General features: G+C 32.3%; 23 protein-coding genes and 1 other annotated feature. Of the genes, 20 read left to right on the plus strand and 3 right to left on the minus strand.

All coding sequences use genetic code 11. From position 1 onward, the window contains the following. Positions 1–14 precede the first annotated feature (14 nt). From K7H06_RS19790 to K7H06_RS19810, 5 genes are all read left to right on the plus strand, one after another. The gene (locus tag K7H06_RS19790; RefSeq protein WP_223037719.1) at positions 15–1,058 is read left to right on the plus strand and encodes an ABC transporter substrate-binding protein; all 1,044 of its coding nucleotides are present in this window, start codon (positions 15–17) and stop codon (positions 1,056–1,058) included. A 21-nt stretch (positions 1,059–1,079) separates the two neighbouring features. Further along, the gene (locus K7H06_RS19795) at positions 1,080–2,783 is read left to right on the plus strand and encodes an adenine deaminase (protein WP_223037720.1); all 1,704 of its coding nucleotides are present in this window, start codon (positions 1,080–1,082) and stop codon (positions 2,781–2,783) included. A gap of 11 nt (positions 2,784–2,794) precedes the next feature. Further along, on the plus strand, positions 2,795–4,108 hold the full coding sequence (locus K7H06_RS19800) for an amidohydrolase (protein WP_223037721.1): 1,314 nt from the start codon (positions 2,795–2,797) through the stop codon (positions 4,106–4,108). Between the two features lie 154 nt (positions 4,109–4,262). Further along, positions 4,263–5,144, plus strand: a complete 882-nt coding sequence (locus tag K7H06_RS19805) for a fumarylacetoacetate hydrolase family protein (protein WP_223037722.1) — start codon at positions 4,263–4,265, stop codon at positions 5,142–5,144. 187 nt (positions 5,145–5,331) lie between these two features. After that, the gene (locus K7H06_RS19810; RefSeq protein ID WP_223037723.1) at positions 5,332–6,129 is read left to right on the plus strand and encodes a Cof-type HAD-IIB family hydrolase; all 798 of its coding nucleotides are present in this window, start codon (positions 5,332–5,334) and stop codon (positions 6,127–6,129) included. Between the two features lie 76 nt (positions 6,130–6,205). Here the strand turns inward: K7H06_RS19810 and ilvN are convergent, their stop codons facing one another. Further along, positions 6,206–6,700, minus strand: coding sequence for an acetolactate synthase small subunit (gene ilvN, locus K7H06_RS19815; protein WP_223037724.1), 495 nt, complete (start codon positions 6,698–6,700; stop codon positions 6,206–6,208). Positions 6,701–6,711: 11 nt separating this feature from the next. Further along, positions 6,712–8,325, minus strand: a complete 1,614-nt coding sequence (ilvB, locus tag K7H06_RS19820; protein WP_223037725.1) for a biosynthetic-type acetolactate synthase large subunit — start codon at positions 8,323–8,325, stop codon at positions 6,712–6,714. 267 nt (positions 8,326–8,592) lie between these two features. Then, positions 8,593–8,832 (plus strand) — a binding site (T-box leader). A 122-nt stretch (positions 8,833–8,954) separates the two neighbouring features. On the opposite strand from ilvB, the gene K7H06_RS19825 reads away from it, so the two are divergent. Next, entirely contained in the window at positions 8,955–10,475 is a 1,521-nt protein-coding gene (locus K7H06_RS19825) for a 2-isopropylmalate synthase (RefSeq protein WP_223037726.1), read from the plus strand. Between the two features lie 60 nt (positions 10,476–10,535). On the opposite strand, the gene K7H06_RS19830 is transcribed toward K7H06_RS19825, so the two are convergent. Continuing rightward, on the minus strand, positions 10,536–11,084 hold the full coding sequence (locus K7H06_RS19830) for an NADH peroxidase (RefSeq protein WP_223037727.1): 549 nt from the start codon (positions 11,082–11,084) through the stop codon (positions 10,536–10,538). A gap of 282 nt (positions 11,085–11,366) precedes the next feature. On the opposite strand from K7H06_RS19830, the gene K7H06_RS19835 reads away from it, so the two are divergent. From K7H06_RS19835 to queC, 14 genes are all read left to right on the plus strand, one after another. After that, positions 11,367–12,110: an FG-GAP repeat domain-containing protein gene (locus K7H06_RS19835; RefSeq protein ID WP_223037728.1), complete on the plus strand. Its 744-nt coding sequence runs from the start codon at positions 11,367–11,369 to the stop codon at positions 12,108–12,110. Positions 12,111–12,636: 526 nt separating this feature from the next. Further along, a complete protein-coding gene (locus tag K7H06_RS19840; RefSeq protein ID WP_223037729.1) occupies positions 12,637–15,582 on the plus strand; it encodes a sigma 54-interacting transcriptional regulator in 2,946 nt (981 codons plus the stop codon). Next, on the plus strand, positions 15,575–16,045 hold the full coding sequence (locus tag K7H06_RS19845) for a PTS sugar transporter subunit IIA (RefSeq protein ID WP_223037730.1): 471 nt from the start codon (positions 15,575–15,577) through the stop codon (positions 16,043–16,045). Before K7H06_RS19840 ends, K7H06_RS19845 begins: the two co-directional genes overlap by 8 nt. A gap of 17 nt (positions 16,046–16,062) precedes the next feature. Continuing rightward, on the plus strand, positions 16,063–16,368 hold the full coding sequence (locus K7H06_RS19850; RefSeq protein ID WP_223037731.1) for a PTS sugar transporter subunit IIB: 306 nt from the start codon (positions 16,063–16,065) through the stop codon (positions 16,366–16,368). Positions 16,369–16,386: 18 nt separating this feature from the next. Next, entirely contained in the window at positions 16,387–17,637 is a 1,251-nt protein-coding gene (locus K7H06_RS19855) for a PTS galactitol transporter subunit IIC (RefSeq protein ID WP_223037732.1), read from the plus strand. Between the two features lie 70 nt (positions 17,638–17,707). Then, the gene (locus tag K7H06_RS19860; protein ID WP_223037733.1) at positions 17,708–18,355 is read left to right on the plus strand and encodes a class II aldolase/adducin family protein; all 648 of its coding nucleotides are present in this window, start codon (positions 17,708–17,710) and stop codon (positions 18,353–18,355) included. A gap of 22 nt (positions 18,356–18,377) precedes the next feature. Then, entirely contained in the window at positions 18,378–18,536 is a 159-nt protein-coding gene (locus K7H06_RS19865; RefSeq protein ID WP_223037734.1) for a hypothetical protein, read from the plus strand. 17 nt (positions 18,537–18,553) lie between these two features. Continuing rightward, positions 18,554–18,817: an HPr family phosphocarrier protein gene (locus K7H06_RS19870; protein ID WP_223037735.1), complete on the plus strand. Its 264-nt coding sequence runs from the start codon at positions 18,554–18,556 to the stop codon at positions 18,815–18,817. Between the two features lie 10 nt (positions 18,818–18,827). Then, positions 18,828–20,543: a phosphoenolpyruvate--protein phosphotransferase gene (ptsP, locus tag K7H06_RS19875; protein ID WP_223037736.1), complete on the plus strand. Its 1,716-nt coding sequence runs from the start codon at positions 18,828–18,830 to the stop codon at positions 20,541–20,543. 285 nt (positions 20,544–20,828) lie between these two features. After that, the gene (locus tag K7H06_RS19880; RefSeq protein ID WP_223037737.1) at positions 20,829–21,839 is read left to right on the plus strand and encodes a 2-hydroxyacyl-CoA dehydratase family protein; all 1,011 of its coding nucleotides are present in this window, start codon (positions 20,829–20,831) and stop codon (positions 21,837–21,839) included. Then, on the plus strand, positions 21,827–22,618 hold the full coding sequence (locus K7H06_RS19885) for an acyl-CoA dehydratase activase (protein WP_223037738.1): 792 nt from the start codon (positions 21,827–21,829) through the stop codon (positions 22,616–22,618). Before K7H06_RS19880 ends, K7H06_RS19885 begins: the two co-directional genes overlap by 13 nt. After that, positions 22,606–23,049: a 6-carboxytetrahydropterin synthase QueD gene (gene queD / locus K7H06_RS19890; protein WP_223037739.1), complete on the plus strand. Its 444-nt coding sequence runs from the start codon at positions 22,606–22,608 to the stop codon at positions 23,047–23,049. The genes K7H06_RS19885 and queD overlap by 13 nt, the downstream gene beginning before the upstream one ends. After that, positions 23,034–23,699 (plus strand): putative 7-carboxy-7-deazaguanine synthase QueE, encoded by a 666-nt coding sequence (gene queE / locus K7H06_RS19895; protein WP_223040091.1) that lies wholly within the window; start codon positions 23,034–23,036, stop codon positions 23,697–23,699. The genes queD and queE overlap by 16 nt, the downstream gene beginning before the upstream one ends. Before the next feature lie 2 nt (positions 23,700–23,701). Then, positions 23,702–24,361, plus strand: a complete 660-nt coding sequence (queC, locus tag K7H06_RS19900) for a 7-cyano-7-deazaguanine synthase QueC (protein ID WP_223037740.1) — start codon at positions 23,702–23,704, stop codon at positions 24,359–24,361. Positions 24,362–24,393: the final 32 nt, after the last annotated feature.

A 24,393-nucleotide genomic window follows, 5' to 3' on the forward strand; every position in this document is an offset into this window, starting at 1 on the left:
AAGGAGGAGAAAAAATGATGAAAAAATTATGTGCATTGTTCATTTTGATTTTAGTATTTACAAGTATTGTTGGTTGTAGTCCAAAAGAAGAGGAAACAAATCAATTGGTGATTTCTACTTGGGGGTATAATGAGGACAAGCTATGGGAAAATGTATTTAAGCCATTTGAAGAAGCTCATAACGTTAAAATTGTATTAGAAACAGGAAACAACTCTGAAAGATTAACAAAATTAAGAACAAATCCAAGTAATAATGTGGATATTATTTATTTAGCAGAAGCTTTTGCACAAGAAGGTGCTAAAGAAGGATTGTTTGAAAAAATTGATTATAGTAAAATTTCAAATGCGAAGAAAATCAATGAAAAGGCTCAATATTTAGTAGAACAAGGTTATGGGCCAGCCTATACATTAAATCGTGCAGCAATTGTCTATGATCCTACAAAGGTTGATTTTGAAATAAAATCATGGAAAGATTTATGGAATCCAGCTTTAAAAGGAAAGGTATCGATTCCTGAAATTTCAACAACTTTTGGACCTGCAGCTATGTATTTAGCATCAAATAAGGGTGGAGTAGATATCACTACTGATAATGGGGAAACTGCATTTAAAGAGTTAGAAGCATTAAAGCCAAATCTAGTGAAGACTTATACAAAATCATCTGATTTAGCAAATATGTTTGCAAATGGTGAGATTACAGTAGCCGTAGCAGCGGATTTTGCTTTTGGAAGAATCAAGGATGGATCGAAAGACGCCGTATTTATAGACCCAGAAGAAGGAGCTTACTTAAACTTTAATACAATCAACATTGTAAAGAACTCAAAGAATAAGGATTTAGCATTACAGTTTATTGATTATGCATTAAGTCAAGAGGTACAAACGAAAACAGCTAAAGCATTAGGAGAGTCTCCAGTAAATGTAGATGTAGCACTATCAGAAGAAGAAGCTAAAAATTTAACTTATGGAGATAAGGTTGAAAAAGGAAATATTGTTGAATATACATTTGTAAATAGTATAAAAAACCAATGGGTAGATACGTGGAATAGAATATTAAATCAATAGAGAATAGAATAGGAGGACATGATGGAACTAGATTTATTGATCAAAAACGTGCAAGTATATAATGCGTACTTTAAAAAATTCATCTATGCAGATGTAGGGATGATAGAAGGTAAGTTTATATATATAGGACAGGATCAGGAATTTAAAAGTAAAGAAGTATTAGATGGAAAAGAAAAATATATGATTCCAGGTCTTGTTGATATTCATATGCATATTGAAAGTTCTATGACAACTCCTTTTCAGTTTTCTCAAGCAGTGATTCAGCATGGGGTAACTACAATAGTAGCAGATCCACATGAAATGGCTAATGTGTTTGGATTAGAAGGAATAGAAGCAATGATTCATTGCAACAATCAAGACGCCGTAGATATATTCTACGGCGTTCCTAGTTCTGTACCATCTACATCTTATGCACTTGAGACAACTGGAGGGAGCATAAAAGAAGATGAGGTAGCAAACCTTCTTAAAAGGGATGAAATATGCTGTTTAGGAGAGGTTATGAATTTTAAAGATCTAATTGGTGATTCGGATTCATTAATCAATAGAATCATTAGATTGATTAAAAAGGAGAAACCACATCTACAAATCGAAGGACATTGTCCTAAAATAACAGGATTAGAATTAGCAAAATTTATATATCAAGGGGTAGACGCTGATCATACGCAGCAGAGTGTAGATACATTAAGAGAAAAAATACAAAATGGTATGTTTATAGAAATTCAAGAAAAATCTATGACAGAGGAAAATATAAAATATTTAGTTGAAAATAATTTATATGAACATTTTTGTCTTGTGACAGATGATGTAATGGCAGATAAAATTCTTAAGGGACATTTAAATGAATTAGTGAAAAAAGCTATAAAAATGGGAATGCCTATAGAAGAGGCCATATATGTTAGTACATATACACCTGCAAGAAGAATGGGGCTCAGAGATAGAGGGAGTATTGCACCAGGGAAGAAAGCAGATTTTATTTTGTTAGAGGATATAGATGAATTTACCATTCAATATGTATATAAAGATGGCAAAAAAGTATTTGATGGAAAAGTTCATTATAAGGAGGAAGAGAAGCTTTTTCCGAAGCATTTTTATAAAAGTGTAAATTTAGAGGATGTAAATGAAGAGGATTTTGAGGTGATTGCTTCTATAGAGGATGGAGAAGTCATATGTAGAGCAATGAAGGTAAATCCTCATACTACATTTACTGAAAATGTAAAAGAGGTTTTAAAAGTAAAGAATGGAAAATTACAATGGGAACAATCTTCTAATTGTTTAATAACTGTATTTGACCGATACAAGAAAACAAAAAATAAATCCTTTGGGTTGGTAACTGGCTCTATTATTAAAGAAGGTGCTGTTGCTACTACTTATGCACATGATCATCATAATTTGATGGTAATGGGACAAAATGCAAAGGACATGATGATAGCTACAAATTGGATCATTAAAAACCAAGGGGGTTATTGTGTAGTGAATAAGGGTAAAATCATAGCATCCTTAGAGCTACCTGTAGGGGGCATATTATCAGAGGAAAGAATTGATTCTTTAGGGAAGAAGTTAGAGAATATTAGAAAAGCCCTAAAGGACTTAGGATATATCCATCACAATGAAATTATGTCTTTTAGTACATTATCCCTTCCTGTAAGTCCTAGTCTAAAAATTACAGATAAAGGATTAATAGATGTGAAAAAACAAGAGATTGTTGACTTATTTTATGAAAAATAGGAGAGACTCATATGAGCACGATACTTATAAAAAATGTAAATATCCTTACAATGAATAAAGATAAAGATATTATTGAAAAAGGTGTTGTTGTTATAAAGGATGAAAAGATTGCAGACGTTGGAAATGAAGCTTTGTTAGATCGATATTCTCCAGATATCATAATAGATGGAGAAGATGGAATTCTTATACCGGGCATGGTAAACACGCATACCCATGTATCTATGACTCCTTTTAGAAGTTTGGGAGACGATATACCTGATCGGTTAAAGAAATATATATTTCCCCTTGAAAAGATGCTAGTGGATAAAGAACTCGTAAAAGTAGGAGCAAAATATGGTATTGTTGAAATGCTCTTAGCTGGGGTTACAACCTTTGTAGATATGTATTATTTTGAAGATGAAGTAGCAAAAGTAGCAAAAGAATTAGGGATTCGAGGGATATTAGGAGAAACAATTGTTAATTTTGTTGCTCCTGATGCCAAAGAACCTTATGAAGGACTTGAATATAGTAAATGGTTCATTGAAAAGTGGAAAGAGGATGATTTGATTATTCCAGGGGTAGCGCCTCATGCACCCTATACAAATGATACGATCCATTTACAAAAAGCAATGGATTTAGCAAAGAAATATGATGTACCTATGATCATGCATGTTGCAGAAATGGATTATGAGTATAGACAGTACAAAGAAGAATATAATTTAACCCCTGTACAGTATTTAGATCATATTGGAGTTTTAAATAAAAACTTAATAGCTGCCCATTTAGTTCATGTAGATGATGAAGATTTAGAATTGTTAAAAAAGAAAGAGGTAGGTATTGCCCATAATGTAGGAGCCAATGCAAAGGGAGCAAAAGGGGTTTGTCCTGCTGCAAAGATGTATCATAAGGATATGAGAATCGGATTAGGTACAGATGGACCTATGAGTGGAAATACCCTTGATATTATCACGCAAATGGGGTTAGTTGGAAAAATTCATAAGCTATTTAACAAAGATAGAAGTCTTTTACCAGCAAGAGAGATCGTTGAGATGGCAACCATTGGTGGAGCGAAAGCACTACACTTAGAAAAAGAAATAGGTTCTATTGAAGTTGGGAAAAAAGCAGATTTAGTCATTATGGAAACACAGTCTATCAATATGCAGCCTATTTATGATTACTACGCTACCTTAGTGTATTCAGCTAATACGAGTAATGTAGATACAGTTATAGTAGATGGGAAAATTTTAGTAGAAAATAAAAAATTAAAGTATGTGGATGTAATGGAGATTACTGAGGATTTAAAGAACATACAGGGAAAAATATTAGAGATTGCAAAGAAGCTTTAATCAATTGAATATATTATAAAAAATAAACGGGACAAACTTCTAGAGAAAAATAGAAAGCTGTACTGTTTATTTTTTTAGATAAAAAAAAGAAATTAGAAGTTTATGTCGAATAGGATAGTAGATAGATTAATCCATCAAAAAGGGGGCATTTGAAATGAAACTAGCTACTGTAAAGATAGGAGAGGGAGAAGAGGCGGCTGTAATGATACAAAAAGGAGTCGTTTATGTAAGAACAGTTAATGAAAAGCTGAATCAAAACTGGCCATTAGAAGTATTTGAATTAATTGAAACAGGACAGCTAGAAAAAATGAATCAATGGTATAAAAATGGTGGAAAAAAAGCAATTGAAGAGCTTGATGAAATCATTCCAAAAGAAGAAGTTCTATTTAGACCGCTTTATAGAAATCCAAGGAAGATTTGGGGAATTGGGTTAAATTATGTAGATCATGCAGCTGATTTATCAGAGAAAGCACCAAGTATTGCTCCTGCAAGCTTTATGAAGCCTGATACAACCATCATAGGATATAAGGATGACATAAAAATACCCCTTCAATCCGATAAGACAACAGGGGAAAGTGAATTAGGGGTGATTATTGGAAAACGTTGTAAGGATGTTGAAAGAGAAAATTGGATAGATGTTGTAGCTGGATTTACAACGATTATTGATATGACTGCAGAAGATATTTTGAAGCTAAATCCTAGATATTTAACAAGGGCAAAAAGCTTTGACACTTTCTTTAGCTTTGGACCTTGTTTGGTGACACCAGATGAAATTGAAGATGTGTTAACCTTACAGGTAGCAACGGTTATCAATAAAAAAATTCATGCACAAAATACGGTTTCTAATATGACTTTTCCACCAGATCATTTAGTTTCTTTTCACTCAAAGGTGATGACTATGCTTCCTGGAGATATTATCTCTACAGGAACCCCAAGGGCAGTTCATATTCATGAGGGAGATGTGATAGAGTGCTGGATTGATGGATTGGAGCCTCTTATTAACCCTGTAATAGATTTAAAAATCAAGAAAAAATAGATAGATGTAAAAAAACTCTCTTTTGTGATAAAGGAGAGTTTTTTATATGAGATCATTGACCTTATAGAATGATTTGATATAATGCAGTAAGATAATCTATTTAGATAAAATGGTGGAGAGGGATTTTTAGAGAAATTGATGAACGGACTAAACTGAATGGATAGTAAATGAATAGGAGAGGTTATAAATGATGAAATATAAAGCAGTCATTTCAGATTTAGATGGGACATTATTAAATAGTGACCATAGAATAAGCGATTATACAAAGAAAATTATTAAAAATGTTGTTGAAAAGGGTATTAAGTTTTTCATTGCAACAGGAAGACATCATATGGATGCATCCCATATTAAAGAAGAATTATCATTAGATACGACCCTGATTTCAGCTAATGGTTCAAGAGTGCATCGTGCAGAAGAAGAAATTTTTGCTTGTGATTTAGAAGGAGAAATAGTAAAAGAGATTTTAAAGATGGATTTTGACGATAGCGTTTATAAAAACATATATCAAGGGAATCAATGGCTGGCAGAAAAGGAAAATTTATGGCTAAGTGAATTTAAGAATGAATCAGGTTTTTTTTACGAAGTCGCAGATTTTAAAAGTTTAAAAAGTTATGAAGCAGCAAAAATATTTTTTATTTGTGAAGAGCACGAAAAATTAGTACAGGTGAAAGAAAAATTAGAAAAAAATTATGGAAAAAAATTAAATATTGCTTTTTCTCTTCCTCAATGCTTAGAAATTATGGCTCGAGGAGTTTCTAAAGGCCATGCGTTGCAGAAAGTTCTAAAGGAATATAATATTCATCCAGAAGAAGTTGTTGCCTTTGGTGATGGATTTAATGATTTAGAAATGCTTACAGTAGCAGGAAAAGGTCTTGTCATGGGCAATGCCAATGATAAGCTAAAAGAGGCATTACCAAACCATGAGATTATAAAGACAAATGATGAAGATGCTGTAGCAAATTATTTAGAAAAATTATTTTTGTAAAGAATTAAAATCCTCCTAGGAGGATTTTAATATATAAGTATTTCTTGTAAAAATATTATTTTGTTTACATAAATTTTTATTCTGCAAGCTGAGTATTTCCTCTTTGAAGTCCTGTAAATCCTGTTCGGACAAGCTCTAGGATACCAAAGGGAGCCATGAGTTCTGTAAAGCCAGCAATTTTACCAAAGTCACCAGTAAGCTCAACGGTTAATGTTTCATTGGACACATCAATGATATTTCCTCTGAAGATATTGATGGTCTCAATAATAGCTGCCCGATGAGTAAGGTCAGCTTTTACTTTTAAGAGTACTAGCTCTCGATAAACAGACTTTTCAGGCTGTAATTCTACTACTTTGATGACATTGATTAATTTATTTAATTGCTTTTTCATTTGCTCTAGCATATAATCATCTCCGCTGACCGTAATGGTCATACGAGAAATATTTGGATTTTCTGTTTCGCCAACAGAAAGGCTATCAATATTATATCCTCTTCGGCTGAATAATCCTGCAATTCTACTCAAAACACCTGAATGATTTTCAACCAAAACGGATAATACATGTCTATTCATTGGAATCCTCCTTATAAGGTGCTAAAATCTGAATCTACTACACATTCTATGAAATATCCTTTTTTACTTGTCAATGCTCCTTGGATGGTTTCTTCGAATTCTTTTTGGGAAGTTACTTTTTTACCAGGCAATCCATAAGCTTCTGCGATTTTTACAAAATCAGGATTTTTGTTGAGGGTAACACTAAAGTAGTTACTTTCATAATGGATATCTTGAAGCTCTCGTACCATGCCTAAGCGGCTGTTATTGAAAAGCAAAATGATGATATTTAAATCATTTTCAAGGATCGTACCTAGCTCACTTAAAGACATTTGAAGTCCCCCATCTCCAACTACGCAGATAACGGTTTTTTCAGGAAAAGCAAGCTTTGCACCTATTGCTGCGGGAAGACTATATCCCATGGTGCCTAGCCCTCCAGATGTAAAAAATTTTCGATTTCCTTTTATTTTAAAGTTTCGAGCAGCCCATAGTTGATTTTGACCAACATCTGCTGCAAGAATAGCTTCATCATCAACAACCTTGGATAGAAAATTCAAGGCTTTTTTTGGATTCACGTGGCTTGCATCCAATTCTTCTTTATGATAAGTTTCTTTTAATTGGTTGATTTTTTCCATCCATGCATCTGTTTGGAGGGTGGTGCATTTATTCGAAAACTGTTTTAATATATTTTTTGCATCTCCAACAATAGGTATAGTTGTATCAATATTTTTTCCTACCTCAGCAGGATCTATATCTACGTGGATAATATTTTGTTTTTCATTCAGAAGCTTCATGCCAGCAGTAGCACGGTCTCCAACCCTTGTACCAATGATCATCAATAAATCTGACTCCATTACAATTTGATTTGAAAAGCTATGGCCGTGAGACCCTACCATTCCCACATAATATGGAGAGTCTGAAGGAAGGGCACCAATTCCCATTAGCGTATGAACAACAGGGATTTTTGCTTTTTCAGCAAAATCTTTTAGCTCTTTCGAGGCTTTTGCACAAATGATACCTCCTCCTACGCAAATTAAAGGTTTTTGGCTTGCTTTTAGCTTTTGTAAAGCTCGTTTTACTTGTCCTGCATGCCCTTCATAAGTAGGCTTGTATCCTGGAATATTTACGGATTTAGGATAATCATATTTGATATGTTCCTTTTGAATATCTACGGGTATATCAATGAGCACAGGGCCAGGTCTTCCAGAAGATGCAATATAGAATGCTTCCTTGATAATCTTTGGAAGATCTTGTGCATTTTTTACTAAATAATTATGTTTTGTAAAGGGTTCAGTAGCTCCTGTAATATCTGCTTCTTGAAATACATCTTTTCCAATAAAATTTGAATCTACCTGTCCAGTAATAATAACAAGAGGAATAGAGTCCATGTAAGCAGTAGCAATACCTGTAATCAAATTGGTTGCCCCAGGACCTGAGGTGGCGGTGCAAACTCCTACCTTTCCTGTAGCTCGAGCGTAGCCACTTGCGCTGTGAGCTGCAGATTGTTCGTGTCTGACTAAAATGTGCTCTATATTTGAAGTTCTTAAAGAGTCATAAAAAGGGAGTATAGCCCCTCCTGGATATCCAAAAATCATATGAACTTTTTCTTCTTCTAAAGATTTTATAATTGCATCTGAAGCTCTCATGGTTTTTCACCTTCTTCATTGAAATTTTCGACAAAAAAACGATTTTAAGTATTGTACCAAAGTTTGTATATATTTGTCAATCATATTTAAAGAAAATTCAGAAAAGAATTTGTAGGAAATGTAGATTTATAATGATAAAAATTCGAAAAAGACTATCCGAACAATGGAAATTTTTGAACAAATATTATTTTTAAAAATTATTTAAAATGATTGACAATGGTATAGAATTTTGATAAAATACGATTTAATACATGAAAATAGCAAACCTCAAAAGCAATGCAGGAGAGCGTATTTTTTAAAAACAGTTTCAGAGAGTCGGTGGTTGCTGAGAACCGATACTGTAAAAAAATACTACTCACTCCTAAGCAGTTTCTTTGAAATAATAGTAGGAGAAAATGGATGGCCCCATTATCGGCTAAAGTTTGATCAAACTTGTAAGAGCGGCTTTTGTATTTTGCAAAAGCAAGTTAAGGTGGTACCGCGGGGAAATAAGCCCTCGTCCTTGGATAAGATTATTCTTGGACGAGGTTTTTTGTTTGTATAAATTTGGATAAGTCTGTTTATTAAGATGTTATTTAGGCAATTAAAATGAATAAGGTTATTAGAGATCAATTAAGGAGGAATCTATAATGGCAAAGCAAATAAAGATTTTTGATACAACGTTAAGAGATGGAGAACAATCACCAGGTTGTAGTATGAATCTTCACGAAAAGATTCAAGTGGCAAAGCAATTAGAGCTTTTAAAAGTAGATGTAATCGAGGCAGGATTTGCCATTGCTTCCCCTGGAGATTTTACTTCTGTAAGAGAAATTTCAAAGAATATAAAAAATTGTACCGTTGCAAGTTTGGCAAGAGCATTGCCAAAGGATATAGATACGGCATGGGAAGCTGTAAAATATGCAAAACATCCTAGAATACACACATTTATTGCTACATCAGATATTCATATGAAATACAAGCTAAAAATGAGACCAGAAGAAGTTCTTGAGAATGCTGTGAATATGGTGAAACATGCAAAAGCATATTGTGAAGATATTGAATTTTCAGCCGAAGATGCAACAAGGAGTAACCCTGAATTTTTAGCAAAGCTATTTGATCGAGTCATAAAAGCCGGGGCTACAGTGATTAATATTCCTGATACAGTAGGTTATACAACACCAGATGAATACTATAATTTTATTACAGCTATAAGAGAAAAATCAGATTACTTAGATCAAGTAGATATCTCTGTACATTGTCATAATGATCTAGGAATGGCTGTAGCAAACACATTAGCAGCTGCAAAGGCAGGGGCTACTCAAGTTGAATGCACCATCAATGGAATTGGAGAAAGAGCTGGAAATGCAGCATTAGAAGAAATCGTTATGGCTATGAATACAAGAAAAGACGTTCTTGATTTATACTGCAATGTAGATACAAAGCAGATCATGCGTTCAAGTAAACTATTAAGCAATATAACAGGAGTTGGGGTTCAGCCAAACAAAGCCATTGTGGGAAATAATGCCTTTGCTCATGAATCAGGAATTCACCAGCATGGAATGCTAGAAGAAAGAACGACCTATGAAATTATGACACCTGAGTCTATTGGACTTTCTCAAAATAAAATGGTCCTTGGAAAGCATTCAGGGCGTCATGCTTTTGAAGATAGATTGAAGGCTTTAGGATACGATTTATCCAAGGAAGAAATATTAAAAGCTTTTGAACAGTTTAAAGAATTAGCAGATAAAAAGAAGACCATCTATGATGAAGATATTGAAGCCATTATTACAAGAAATGCTATTGCTTATCCAGAAGTTTATAAGATCAAGAGATTTGTGATCAATAGTGGAAATACTATTACATCTACTGCATCTGTAATACTTATAACGAATGACCAAGAAATAGAAGAAGTATCCATAGGGGATGGACCTGTAGATGCAGCCTTTAAAGCTATTGAGAAGATTGTAGGGATTGATATGACATTAGAAGATTACAAGCTTCATTCTGTAACAGAAGGAAAGGATGCACAGGGAGAAGCTATTGTGAAATTAAAGCATAATGAGAAAATCTATACAGGTAGAGGACTTAGTACAGATGTTGTTGAAGCAAGTATTAAGGCATATCTTGGTTCAGTGAATAAAATATTGTATCAAACACAAGTAGAAAACTAAAATAAAATCAATAAAACAAAACGGATTCTTTTGAATCCGTTTTGTTTTTTATATATTTTTTTACTTTCCAAAATAACGCTTTAATAATCCCTTAAATGCCATACCATGTCTTGCTTCGTCTTTACACATTTCATGAACAGTATCATGAACAGCATCTAGGTTTAATTTTTTAGCTAGGGTAGCTAATTCTTTTTTACCAGCACAGGCACCGTGTTCTGCGTCTACTCTCATTTGTAGGTTTTTCTCTGTACTATCTGTAACGACTTCACCTAGTAATTCTGCGAACTTTGCAGCATGCTCTGCTTCTTCAAAAGCGATTCTTTTGTAAGCTTCAGCGATTTCAGGATATCCTTCACGATCAGCTTGACGACTCATTGCCAAATACATTCCTACTTCAGTACATTCTCCCATGAAATTGTTACGAAGTCCTTTTAAAACTTCCTCGTCTACATCTTTTGCACTTCCTACGAAATGCTCATCTGCCCATGTTAAATCTCCATCTTCTTGAAGAACGAAATTTTCTTTAGATACTTTACATTGAGGGCATACATCAGGTGCCTCTGTTCCTTCGTGTACATAACCACATACTTTACAAACAAATTTTTTCATATTAAATTCCTCCTGTATTTTCGATTTTTATTTTTTTAATCATCTTTCTTTTTCACACATTTTATATCTACCCATGAAAATTTTATTAAAACATTTTTTATGATAAAAATTTAAAAAGAATTAAATAGAAAAACAAAGGAATGTAAATGTTAATTTTTTAAAAATAGTTTTACTAATGACGTACTAAAAAAGAGTGAGATACAAAGAATCTTCATAAATAGATAATTTCTTTTTATCTTAAGACATATACTGTACAAAATGAATAAAAGGAGAGAATAGGCTATGAAAAAATCATTCCAAGTAAGTCGTTTTGTGAGAAATGCTTTACCTCCTGACGCAAGAATGATAAGACCGGAAAATCCTAAACGAGCTAAGGCCATTCAGATGGAAGATTTAGATGGGGATGGGAAGTATGAAATTATTGTGACTTATGAGCTACAAGGGGAAATGTATGCAATGATCTTAAAACAAGATGCGGGTAAATGGTATAAACTAACTATAAAGGGCTCTGGATACGGTATAAATTATATGGACTTTGCAGATATAACAGGAAGTGGGAAAAAAGATCTTTTGGTAGGTTGGCAGATAGGAAATATATGGGGTGAACTTGATTTGTATACTTGGGAGAAAAATACCATGAAAAAAATCGCTAAGGGTTTATCCTATAGCAAAGCAGATATTTTTCAAAGTTCAGAGCAGGAGTCTATAGAATTAGGGTTATGGAGCCATATTACAGGAGAAGTTTATGATATTCAACTGGTTCATTGGGATGGAAGAAAATTAACACATGTGAGGGACTCTCGTGAGTATTACACAGAAAGAGTCATTCCATACTATGAACAGAAGGTAAAAGAAATACCAGAAGATCCTCATTATTGGTATTATCTTGCAGATGCTCAGATCAATGGAGGGACACCTAAAGATGCCCTAAAATCTATAGTAAAAGGAATGGCGTTTAAGGAATCAAATCCATCAAAAGGAGAATTTTTAGCTTTGAGGAAAAAGGCTATAAGAAGTTTATTATAAACAATAGCTTAAATATGATTTTGTTTGTAGCATCTTCACGTATACAAAATATTTAAGCGTGAAGAACTTAAAGAAAATGCATTAAAACTTTTGCATATTAGATACATAATAAAAAACATTAAGATGTGGATTCTGTAGGTGTAATAAAAGTATAAAAACAAATAAAAATAAAGACAGATATTTTTCTGTCTTTATTTTTATTTGGAAAATTTACTGCATTAGGTAGATAGAGGGGAATATATCTTTTGTGGATAAGAGAATATAGGGATGGAAAGTATAAGCATTCTAAAAATTATGTAAGGATATAACAGATGTCATTGTTTGTAAGATGAATAAAAAGTAAGGGTGTCACATTTTGTTGGAGTGTCACGAAATGTGATAACATATAGAAAAAAATGAAAATTAAAAAAATAATCATATGGCTAGTTATGCAATCTTGTATATTTATAGTTGAAAAAACAAAACAATAAATGACAGCCCTTGGCATGGACATTGCAAAATAATATAGACATAGGTGGGGAAGCAAATGAAAAAAGATAAAATTGTACAAGAACTAAAAAAAATTATCAAGAACGAAGATCAAAAAAATCCATACACAGATATAGAAATTGCAAAAAAATTAAATATCAGCAGAAGTGATGTTTCCATGATTCGATGCAATTTAAAAATTAAGGATTCAAGAGAAAGAAGAAAAAATCTTCTAATAAATGAAATACAGAAGATTTTAAAGGAAGAAAAAGCTGCTTCTGTAAGACGGGTGACTGCTATTTTAAATGAAAAGGGATACAAAATTTCTAGAAATTTAGTTTTTAAATTTTTAAAAGAAATTGAACCATCTATAAAAGATAATTCTAGTCATGAAATGAATAAATTTAATGAAATTCCCACAAAAGTTGAGGATATTCCATATGCATTTGACTCACTTATTGGTTCTAAAGGAAGCTTGAAACCTCAAATAGAGTTAGCAAAAGCTGCTATTTTATATCCAAAGAATGGACTTCACACTTTAATTTATGGACCAACTGGAGTGGGGAAGAGTGAAATGGCAGAATGTATGTATGGATTTGCAATTGAATCGAACACAAAGAAACAAGATGCACCTTTTATTGTTTTTAACTGTGCAGATTATGCAGATAATCCTCAATTATTATTATCCCAACTCTTTGGTTATAAGAAAGGTGCCTTTACAGGAGCAACAGACGACAAAGCAGGATTAGTAGAAAAAGCGAATGATGGAATTTTATTTCTAGATGAGATTCATAGATTGCCTCCTGAAGGACAGGAAATCTTTTTTCATCTCATTGATAAGGGGAGATTTAGGAGGCTAGGAGAAACAGAAAACTATAGGCAGGTGAATATACTGCTTATTGCAGCAACTACAGAAAATATAGAATCTAATTTATTGGCTACATTTAAAAGACGAATACCTATGATTATTGAATTACCAGCTTTATCTCATAGACCTTTTATTGAAAGATATAAAATCATTAAGAATTTTTTTAAACAAGAAGCTATTCGAATGAATGCAAATATTGTAGTATCTCAAAATGTAGTCAAGGCACTTATTCTATATGAACCTATTGGAAATATTGGTCAGATTCGTTCTGATATACAAGTTACTTGTGCAAGAAGCTTTTTAAAGTTAATGGGGAAAGAAAACAAGTCAATGAAAATTGATATTACAGAACTTCCAAATTCTGTTGTAAAAGGTCTTCTAAAGCTTAATTCATATAGAAATGAAATGAATAAGATTGTTAAAGGAGATCTTGAAGTCATCGATTCAAATAAAGTTATTATTCAAAATCTTGATGATACCCCTTATCTGCTCTCTAAAGAAATTTATAAGGAAATAGAAAGTAAATATAAAGTATTAAAATTTCAAGGAATTGATGAAGAGATTATCAATCGAATCATTGAAAATGAATTGGAAACGAAAATTTATAAATCAGTTAATACCATTAGAAAAAATAAATACAAGTTAGTTAAAAATGACTTAGAAAAAATTGTGGGTAGTAAAATTGTCCATATTGTAGAAAAAATGATTGATATTGCTAAAGAGTATCATAAAGATTTAGATAATAGTTTGTTTTATTGTTTAGCGACACATTTGGCAGCATCTTATGAAAGATTGATCCAAAATAAACCTATTAACAATCCAAAATTAGAAAAAATTAAAACACAATACCCTAAAGAATTTAGTATTGCTAAAGAAATGTCAGAGCTAGCGAGTTATAGTCTAAAAGTTAATTTTCCAGAGGATGAAATTGCGTTTATTGCCATGTATTTAAAATCTTGTGCAAGGAAGGATCTACTTTTGCAAAAACATGTAGGCGTAATTGTTCTATCTCACGGAAGAGTAGCAGAAGGGATGGCGACAGTTGCCAATCGTCTTTTAGGCGTTAACCATGCTAAAGCAGTAGAAATGTCATTAGATGAATCTCCTAGTGTAGCATTAAAAAATACAAAGCAAATTGCAAAAGAGATAGGAAATGAAAAAGGTATATTATTTCTAGTAGATATGGGATCTCTCACAGGATTTGGAGAAATTATTGGTAAAGAATTGTCTATAAAAACTAGGACAATTAATAGAGTGGATACGATGATGGTTATTGAAGCTGTTAGAAAAGCTATGATGCCAGATTCAAATCTTGATGAAATGGCAGATTCATTACAATCAGATGATAAGAGAATCTCTCCTAAAGAGATAATCAATGAAGATAAAAAAGTAATTATCTGTGTATGCTTAACAGGTGAGGGAACTGCAAAAGCGTTGGAAAACGTTATCAGCGAAAGAGTAAAATTAGATAACAAAATAGAAGTTATGACTATGAGTGTATTAGAAAATCATAATATTTCTGCAATCGTAAAAAAAATGTCTCAAGAAAAAAAAGTTATTGCTATTGTAGGAACAATCAATCCTCAAATACCTTTTATTCCGTTTATTGATGCAAGCGAAATCATTGAAGGAACAGGAGTGGAGAAGTTAGATAATTATATAAACTTAAGTAATAACATGTTTAATAAAAAGATAAACAAAAAAGTGAATATTTTAGCGAATGAATTGATTGATGAAAAAACAACAATACTTAAATCAGATATTCGGTCCAAAAAAGAAGCTATTGAAAAAATGACCAATTTACTATATGAACTAGGCTATGTAAAAGAAAAGTTTAAGGATTCTGTATATAAAAGAGAAGATATGCTTCCAACTTTATTTAAGGGAGGGGTTGCTCTTCCTCATGCAAATCCTAAATATGTAAATAAACCAATAATAGGAATTCTAACGCTGGAGAAACCCATATTATGGGATGCAAACAATGAGGTGGATTGCATATTTGTTGTAGCTATTAATGAGTATTATAAAGATGAATTTAGAAAGCTTTATAAGATGATCAATGATCCATATTTTCTCAATAAGATTAAGGAAAGTAGAAGTTTTGACGAATTGAGGGAGGTGATAAGGAATGTCTAAAAAACTTATGTTAAATGAAGAGGTTGTGGCAATCAATGTATCTGTAGAAAGCAGAGAACAGCTCCTTCATTTTATGGCAGATATGCTCAAAAAAGAAGGATATGTAAAAGAAACTTATGCTGAAGCAATTCTACAAAGGGAAGAAAAATTTTCTACTGGATTACCTACAGAAAAATTTGGTGTAGCAATTCCTCACACAGATGCTGTTCATGTAAATGAACCAATGATTAGTATTGTAACATTAAAAGAACCTATACAATTTTTAGAGATGGGAAATCCAGATGGAGAAGTTGATGTAAAAATTGTATTCATGCTTGCAATGAAAGACAGCGATACCCAGGTAAAATTATTAACGAATTTAATGGGAATTGTTCAAAATCAAGAGTTATTAAAAGAAATATATGAAGCGAACAAAGAGCAGTTGATTCTATTAATCAATAATAAGCTTAGTGAAACTTATTAAAAAAGGAGATGAAAATCATGAGAACATTTAGAGTATTAACAGTATGTGGAACAGGGATTGCAACTTCAACAGTTGCAGCTGAAAAATGCAAGGAAATGTTAACTGCAAGAGGATTGAGTATCGAAGTTATTGAATGTAAGGCTACTGAAGTGGAATCAAAAGTACCTGTTTTTCAACCAGATGTAATTGTACACACAACTATTTTAGGTGCAAAAGTTGCAGAAAATGTTAAGAAATTTAGAGGATTAGCGTTCTTAACAGGAATAGGAATGGATAAGTTAGCAGATGAAATCTCTGAGTACCTTAAAACTTTAGATAAATAATATAAAGGAGGGATTTGCATGACATTTATTAATTTCATATTAGATCTTGGTGCAAGTGTAATGATGCCTATTATCATAACAATTCTAGGACTTATTTTTAAACAGAAATTTTCTAAGGCATTTCGCTCAGGTTTAACAGTAGGAATCGGTTTTGTTGCAATATTTATGATTGTAGGAATGCTCGTAAGCAACCTTTCTCCTGCTACCCAAGCAATGGTAGAAAATTGGGGACTATCACTAGATGTTATGGACGTTGGATGGCCAATTTCTGCATCTATTAGTTTTGGGACAACCATTGTTCCAGCAGTATTTGGAATATGTTTTTTATTAAACATTATCATGTTGTCATTTAATTGGACAAAAACAATGAATGTTGATATTTGGAATTACTGGCATTTTATATTTACTGGTGCTTTAGTAATGTATTTAACAAACAATATGGTTTTAGGTCTAATTGCATCGGCTATCTGTTTCATTATCATTCTAAAGCTTGCAGACTTTACTGCTCCATATGTATCTGATTTCTTTGGTATGCCAGGGGTGTCACTACCTCATACAGAAACTGTATCCTGGGCACCTTTGGGAATTCTTATTGATAAGATTATTGATAGGATTCCAGTTATTAATAAAATTGAAATGCATCCTGAAGGAATTCAAAAGAAATTTGGCGTTTTAGGAGAGCCTATGATTATGGGATTATTCTTAGGTGCTGGAATAGGTGCATTAGCTGGATATGATGCGAAAGGAATTATTGCACTTGGTGTAAATATGGCAGCTGTTATGTTCTTAATGCCTAGGATGGTTAGAATTTTGATGGAAGGATTGTTACCATTATCTGAAAGTGCTAGAGAATATATTGGACAAAAATTCCCTGGAAAAGAAGTTTATATTGGTTTAGATGCAGCAGTAGCTATTGGACATCCCTCAGTAATTTCTACAGGTTTGATCTTAATTCCTATTACACTTCTTTTAGCTGTAGTCCTTCCAGGAAATCGTGTTTTACCTTTTACTGATTTAGGACTTGTTCCAATTTTGATTGTTTGGGCGGTTGCGCCATCTAAAGGAAATGTTTTTAGGGGAGTTATTACTGGAACTATATTTATGGCATTAATATTATTAATTGCAACAGATTTAGCAGAAATAACAACGATCATGGCGAGAGATGTTCAATTCCCTATTCCAGAAGGAACTTCTTTAATATCTTCATTAGATGAAGGAGCTCATTTAATTCCTTATCTAATCTATAAAGTATTTAGCTTTTTCTTTTAAATTAAATAGTTAGAGGAGTTTTACTAATAACTCCTCTAATAACATCAAATAATGAAAGGAATGATTTAATATGTTATTAGAAGAACAAAGAAAAAAAATTGTAGAAATCGGAAGAAGAATTCAGTCAGATAAATTGGTACCCCTTACTTTTGGAAATTTCAGTATTAGAGATTTTGAGACAGGATACGTTTGTATCACACCATCTGGAATGCCTTATGAAACATTAACACCTGAAGATATCGTTGTGGTCGATGTAAATGGAAATCATGTAGATGGAAAAAGAACACCCTCTATTGAAACAGGTCTTCACTGTTCAGTATATAGAAAAAGACCTGAGGTTGGAAGTGTGGTACACACCCATTCTACATTTGTAACGGCATGGGCTTCTTGCAATAAAGAAATTCCTAGTGTTGTAGCTGAAGTTGCTGCACTTGTAAGTGGTAAAGTAAAATGTGCTCCATATAGACCCTGTGGTTCAAAGGAGCTAGCAGAGGTAACTTCAGATTGTTTAGGAGAAGATGATGCAGTTCTTTTGGGAAATCATGGAGTATTAGTAGTAGGTGCAAATATTGATACAGCATATGTGAATGCAGTAATTGTTGAAGAAGGTGCAAAGGTTGCCTATTATGCACAAAATATTGGAGGTATGAGAATTTTAGATGAAGAAGAATGTGCATATGAAAGAGAATCTGCAAAAAAAGGATATGGGCAAAAATAATCTATAAAAAAGAGGTGTTTGTATGATCTATGAATTTATGAGAATGATGGCAGGTTCAAGTTTGTGCAAATTATCAGATTATTATAATCAAAATCAATTTATTTTCAATATCTTTATTGTGATCGTTGGATTTTTATGGATTCTTTATAAAAGGAAAAGCAGTAATGCAACAAATTATTAATAAGAAAGGAGTATCATATGTGTACAGCAGAAATTGTATTAAAAAATGAAGCAGGACTGCATGCAAGACCTGCAAGTGTATTAGTAAAGATGGCAACAGGCTTTAATTGTAATATAAACCTTATAAAAAATGGTAGAAAATGTAATGCAAAAAGTATTATTAATATATTAAGCTTAGGAGCTAAATGTGGAGAAGCACTTTTTATTGAAACAGAAGGAGAAGATGAGAAAGAAGCGTTAGAAGCATTAGTGGAACTAGCTAACAATAATTTTGGAGAATAGGAGGATTCTGATGTTTAATGGAATTGGAGCTTCTCCAGGGATTGCAATGGGAAAGATTTTATTAAAAAAGGAAGCAAAAATAGAAATCGTGAAAAAAGATGTTAAAGATCCTATAGCAGAGGTACATGCATTGCATGATGCTAGAGTAAAAAGCAAAGATGAAATATTAAAACTATATGAACATACTTTAGAAACTATTGGAAAGAAAGAAGCTCAAATTTTTGAAGCCCATAGTATGATCGTTGAAGATATAGAAATTTTCAATCAGATAGAATCAAAAATAAAAGATGAGAAAGTAAATGCAGAATGGGCATTAAAAGAAGTTACAGATATGTTTATAGATATGTTTGCGAATATGGACGATGAATATATGAAGGAAAGGGCATCAGATATAAAAGATGTTACCAATAGGATTATTAGAAATCTTTTAGGGATAGAAGATATTGATTTATCAAACTTGAAAGAACCTGCAATTATTGTTGCAGAAGATCTGACCCCTTCGGATACTGCTAGTATGGATAAAAAGAATGTACTTGGATTTGTTACTGCTGTAGGAGGTAGAACTGCTCATTCAGCTATTATGGCTAGAAGCTTAGAAATACCTGCAGTGGTAGGAACTTCAGACATTTTATCTAAAGTAAATAATGGTGATTATATGGTGTTTGATGGTGATGAAGGAATTATTTATTTAAATCCTAGTCAAGATATTACTGATCGTTATGCTGAAAAGTTAGAGAAGAACAAAATATTTAAAAATACATTACAAAAACTAATAGGAAAAGAAAGTATTACCTTGGATGGCAAAAAAGTAGAATTAGCTGCTAATATTGGAACAGTTAATGATTTAGAGGGTGTTTTAAGAAATGATGCACAAGGAATAGGACTTTTTAGAACAGAATTTTTATATATGGATCGAACAAACTTACCTTCAGAAGAAGAACAATTTGAAGTATATAAAAAGGTTGCACAAACCATGAAAGAAAAGCCTGTAGTAATCAGAACTTTAGACATTGGTGGAGATAAGGATTTAAGTTATATGGATTTGCCCAAAGAGATGAATCCATTTTTAGGATACAGAGCCATACGCCTTTGTTTAGATCAGGTGGATATTTTTAAGACACAGTTAAGAGCTTTATTAAAAGCCAGTAGCTATGGCAATATAAAGATCATGTTTCCCATGATATCTTGTATGGAAGAATTAAAAGAAGCTAAGTGTATTTTAGAATCTGTAAAGAATGATTTAAAAAATGAAAACATAGTATTCAATGAAAATATAGAAGTTGGTATGATGATAGAAGTACCCGCTGCTGCAATTATTTCAGATATGCTAGCAAAGGAAGTAGATTTTTTTAGCATAGGAACAAATGATTTAATCCAATATACAGTAGCTGTTGATAGAGGAAATCAAAAGTTATCCTATATATATAATCAATTCAATCCTGCTGTATTGAGATTGATTCAATTAGTTATTGATAATGGACATAAAGAAGGAATTTGGGTAGGGATGTGTGGTGAAGTTGCAGGAGATCCTGAAATGATCCCTATCTTAGCAGGAATGGGGTTAGATGAATTTAGCATGAGTCCAACTTCTATACTGAAAGCTAGATATATTTTAAAAAATGTAGATACACAAAAAATAGCAGAGTTATTAGATGAACTTTTATGGATATCTACTGCAAGTGAAGTACAAACTTATATAAAGAAAAAAATATCTTCTATATTGTAAAAATAAAAATAAAGACAACATAGGACATTTTAAATAGGTCCTATGTTTTTACTTTTATATCTCTTCAATTATAAAATTTTAGGGATGTAAATAAGGATTAAATATCCTTGTATCTCTTATATTGAACCTCATATAAATCTATGATATACTTACATAAAAAATAAATAAGACAGTTCGTAACCATCCTGTCTATAAACAAAACTAGGACTATACTACCTACCGTCTTAGGTAGTTTTTTGTTTATGGGGCAGCTATGCCCTTTTTTTGTTGGAATGGAGGAATATAATGAAAAAAATTGGTTTGACTACGACAGTTCCTGTAGAGGTTTTATTTGCAGCAGGTTATCAACCAGTAGATTTAAATAATCTTTTTATTGTTTCAAAGGATTATATGAAATATATAGATATAGCAGAACGAGATGGTTTTCCAAAGAGCCTTTGCGCATGGATTAAAGGAATCTATGGAGCTTGTGTTGAGAATGGTATAAAGGAAATCGTAGGAGTGATGGAGGGCGATTGTTCTAATACCAAGGCTTTGATAGAAGTTCTTGCTTTAAGAGGAATCAAGGTATATCCTTTTTCATTTCCTCATAATCACAGACAAGAAGATGTAGAAAAAGAAGTTAGAAAGTTTATGGAAATCTTTCAGGTAGATTTAGAAGAAGTTGAAAAAATACGACAAAGATTGAATAGAATAAGGCAATTAGCAAAGAAAATTGATACGTTAACCTATATTGATTATCAAGCAACAGGTTTTGAAAATCATTTGTATCAGGTAAGTTGTAGTGATTTTAATGGGAATCCTGATCATTTTGAAGTTGAGCTTAAAAGTGTTATTAAAGAAATAAAAGGGAGAAATCCTATAAAGAAAAAGATAAGGTTAGGCTACATAGGGGTTCCTCCTATGACAGCAGATCTTTATACTTTTGTACAAGAGCACCATGCCCAATTTGTTTACAATGAGGTACAACGAGAATTCGCTTTTCCAAGGGTAGATGAAGCAGATACCATATTTAAGCAGTATTATGATTATACTTATCCATATGATGTAGGGTACAGAATAAAAGAATTAAAAAAGCAAATAGAGAGAAGAAAATTAGATGGGATTATTCATTATACCCAAGCCTTTTGCTATAGAGCAGTAGAAGATATTGTACTGAAAAAAGCTTTGGATATTCCTATACTGAATATAGAAGGAGATAAATTAAATATATTAGACGCTAGAACGAAGCTTCGGATAGAAGCATTTTTGGATATGTTAAAGGACTTAAAAGGTGGGATAGGATGCGTATATTAGGAATAGACCTTGGCAGTAGAGAAGTAAAAATAGCTGTCATGGAAGATAAAAAATTGATTAAAAAGATGAGGGTAAGTACCATGTCTTTTTACAGAGATTACTGTAATTATGATGGAAAGGTGATTGTAGATTTAAAAAAGCTAGGTATTACAAATATTCATGGAGCTATATCAACGGGATATGGTAGAAATAATACGGATTTAAATAAATTTAAAGCAATCAACGAAATAAAGGCCCATGTGTATGGAGCTTTTTATCAGACTAAATTAAAGGACTTTATTTTATTAGATATTGGTGGACAAGATGTAAAGGTTGTTAAAGTAGAGAAGGGAATGATTACAGATTTAGAGCTGAATGAAAAATGTGCAGCCTCTTGTGGCAGGTATCTTGAGAATATGGCAAATGTATTAGAAATTTCTTTGGATCAAATGAGTAAGTACTATGAAAAACCCGTATCTCTTAATTCAACTTGTGCTGTTTTTTCTGAATCAGAGTTGATTGGGAAAATTGCTGAAGGAGTAGATGTTGAAAGTTTGTGTGCTGGGGTAAATTATTCTTTATATAAAAGACTCCAGCCCTTATTGAATAAGTTTCGTGGAAGAAAGCTTATTTTAACAGGTGGCGTTGCCAATAACCGTGCTATAAGGAAATATCTTAAGAATGATTATGATGAGATTATTTCTATTAAGGAAACCCAATTCAATGGGGCAATAGGGTGCTGTTTTTATGGTAGTATGATGGGGAAATTAAAATTGGAGGAAAATAAATGTATCTTTTAAAAGCAGAACATAGCTTTGATAGTGCGCATTTTCTAGCTAATTACAATGGAAAGTGCAAAAATATTCATGGACATAGATGGAAGGTAGAGATAGAAGTTTATGCAGAAAACTTGGTAGAATGTGGTCAGCTAGACGGGATGGTTGTAGATTTTGGAGATTTAAAAAGAGATCTTCGTGAAATCGTTGATTTGTATGATCATGCGTTAATCATACAAAAGCATTCTATGAGAGAAGCAACGCTGAAACATTTACTAGAAGATGAATTTAAGGTAATAGAAGTCAATTTTAGACCCACTGCTGAAAATTTTTCATATGATTTCTTTAAAAATATAGAAAAGAAAGGCTATCAAGTAAAAAGGGTGATGGTTTATGAAACACCTACCAATTGTGCAGTTTATGAAAAAAGTGAGGGAAAATCATGTATAAAGTAGTTGAAAAGTTTGTAAGTGTTAATGGAGAAGGAAGACTTTCAGGACAATTAGCTGTATTCATAAGGTTTAAAGGGTGTAATCTTGATTGTAGCTATTGTGATACAAAATGGGCAAATAAAGAGGATACACCCTATACGCTTATGAGTAAAGAAGAAATATATAATTATATAAAGTCTACAGGGGTGAAAAATGTTACGTTGACGGGGGGCGAGCCTCTTCTTCAAGAGCATATAATTCCATTGATTGAGTATTTAGCAATGAATCAAGAATTATCTATGGAAATAGAGACGAACGGAAGTATCTCTATAAAAGATTTTAGTATATTAGAAAATCCCCCAAGATTTACAATGGACTATAAACTCCCTTCTAGTAATATGGAAGAAAAAATGCTTGTAGATAATTTTTATTATTTAGAAAAAGAAGACACAGTAAAATTTGTAGTAGGGAATAAGGATGATTTATATAGAGCAAAAACAATTATTACAAGGTATGAATTAACAAAAAAGACACAAGTATATTTAAGCCCTGTATTTAATCAGATTGATTTAAAAGAGATAGTAGAATTCATGAAAAAGCATACAATGAATGGGGTAACCCTTCAAATGCAGCTTCATAAAATTATATGGAATGAAGAGATGAGAGGAGTTTAGATATGAATCAAGAAAAAGCAGTAGTTATATTTAGTGGAGGGCAAGATAGTACAACCTGTTTATTTTGGGCAAAGAAAAGATTTAAAGAGGTCATAGCTGTATCCTTTGATTATAATCAAAAACATAAGCTAGAGCTTACCTGTGCCAAGGAAATTTGTAAAAAATACAATGTAGAGCATCATATTTTAGATTTGGGGTTACTCAATCAATTAGCACCAAATTCTTTAACGAGAGTGGATATAGAAGTAGATAAAGAATCACCAAAGGAAGGTGTACCAAACTCTTTTGTAGATGGAAGAAATTTATTATTCATAACCTTTGCAAGCGTCTTTGCAAAACAAAGAGGGATCAATCATGTTGTAACAGGTGTATCTCAAAGTGATTATAGTGGATACCCTGATTGTAGAGATGTGTTTATCAAATCTACAAATGTAACGTTAAATTTATCTATGGATTATCAATTTGAAATTCATACACCCTTAATGTGGATTAATAAGGAAGAAACATGGAAAATGGCATATGATTTAGGGGTATTAGATATTATTAAAGAAGAAACTTTAACATGTTATAATGGAATAAGAGGAAATGGATGTGGAGAATGTCCTGCTTGTCATTTAAGAAAGAAAGGGTATATAGATTTTAAAAAATCTAACGAGCTGTAACACTAGGGGATGTTCAGATGATTTATTTTAAT

This window comes from Crassaminicella profunda, assembly GCF_019884785.1.
In the GTDB taxonomy this organism is placed as follows: domain Bacteria; phylum Bacillota; class Clostridia; order Peptostreptococcales; family Thermotaleaceae; genus Crassaminicella; species Crassaminicella profunda.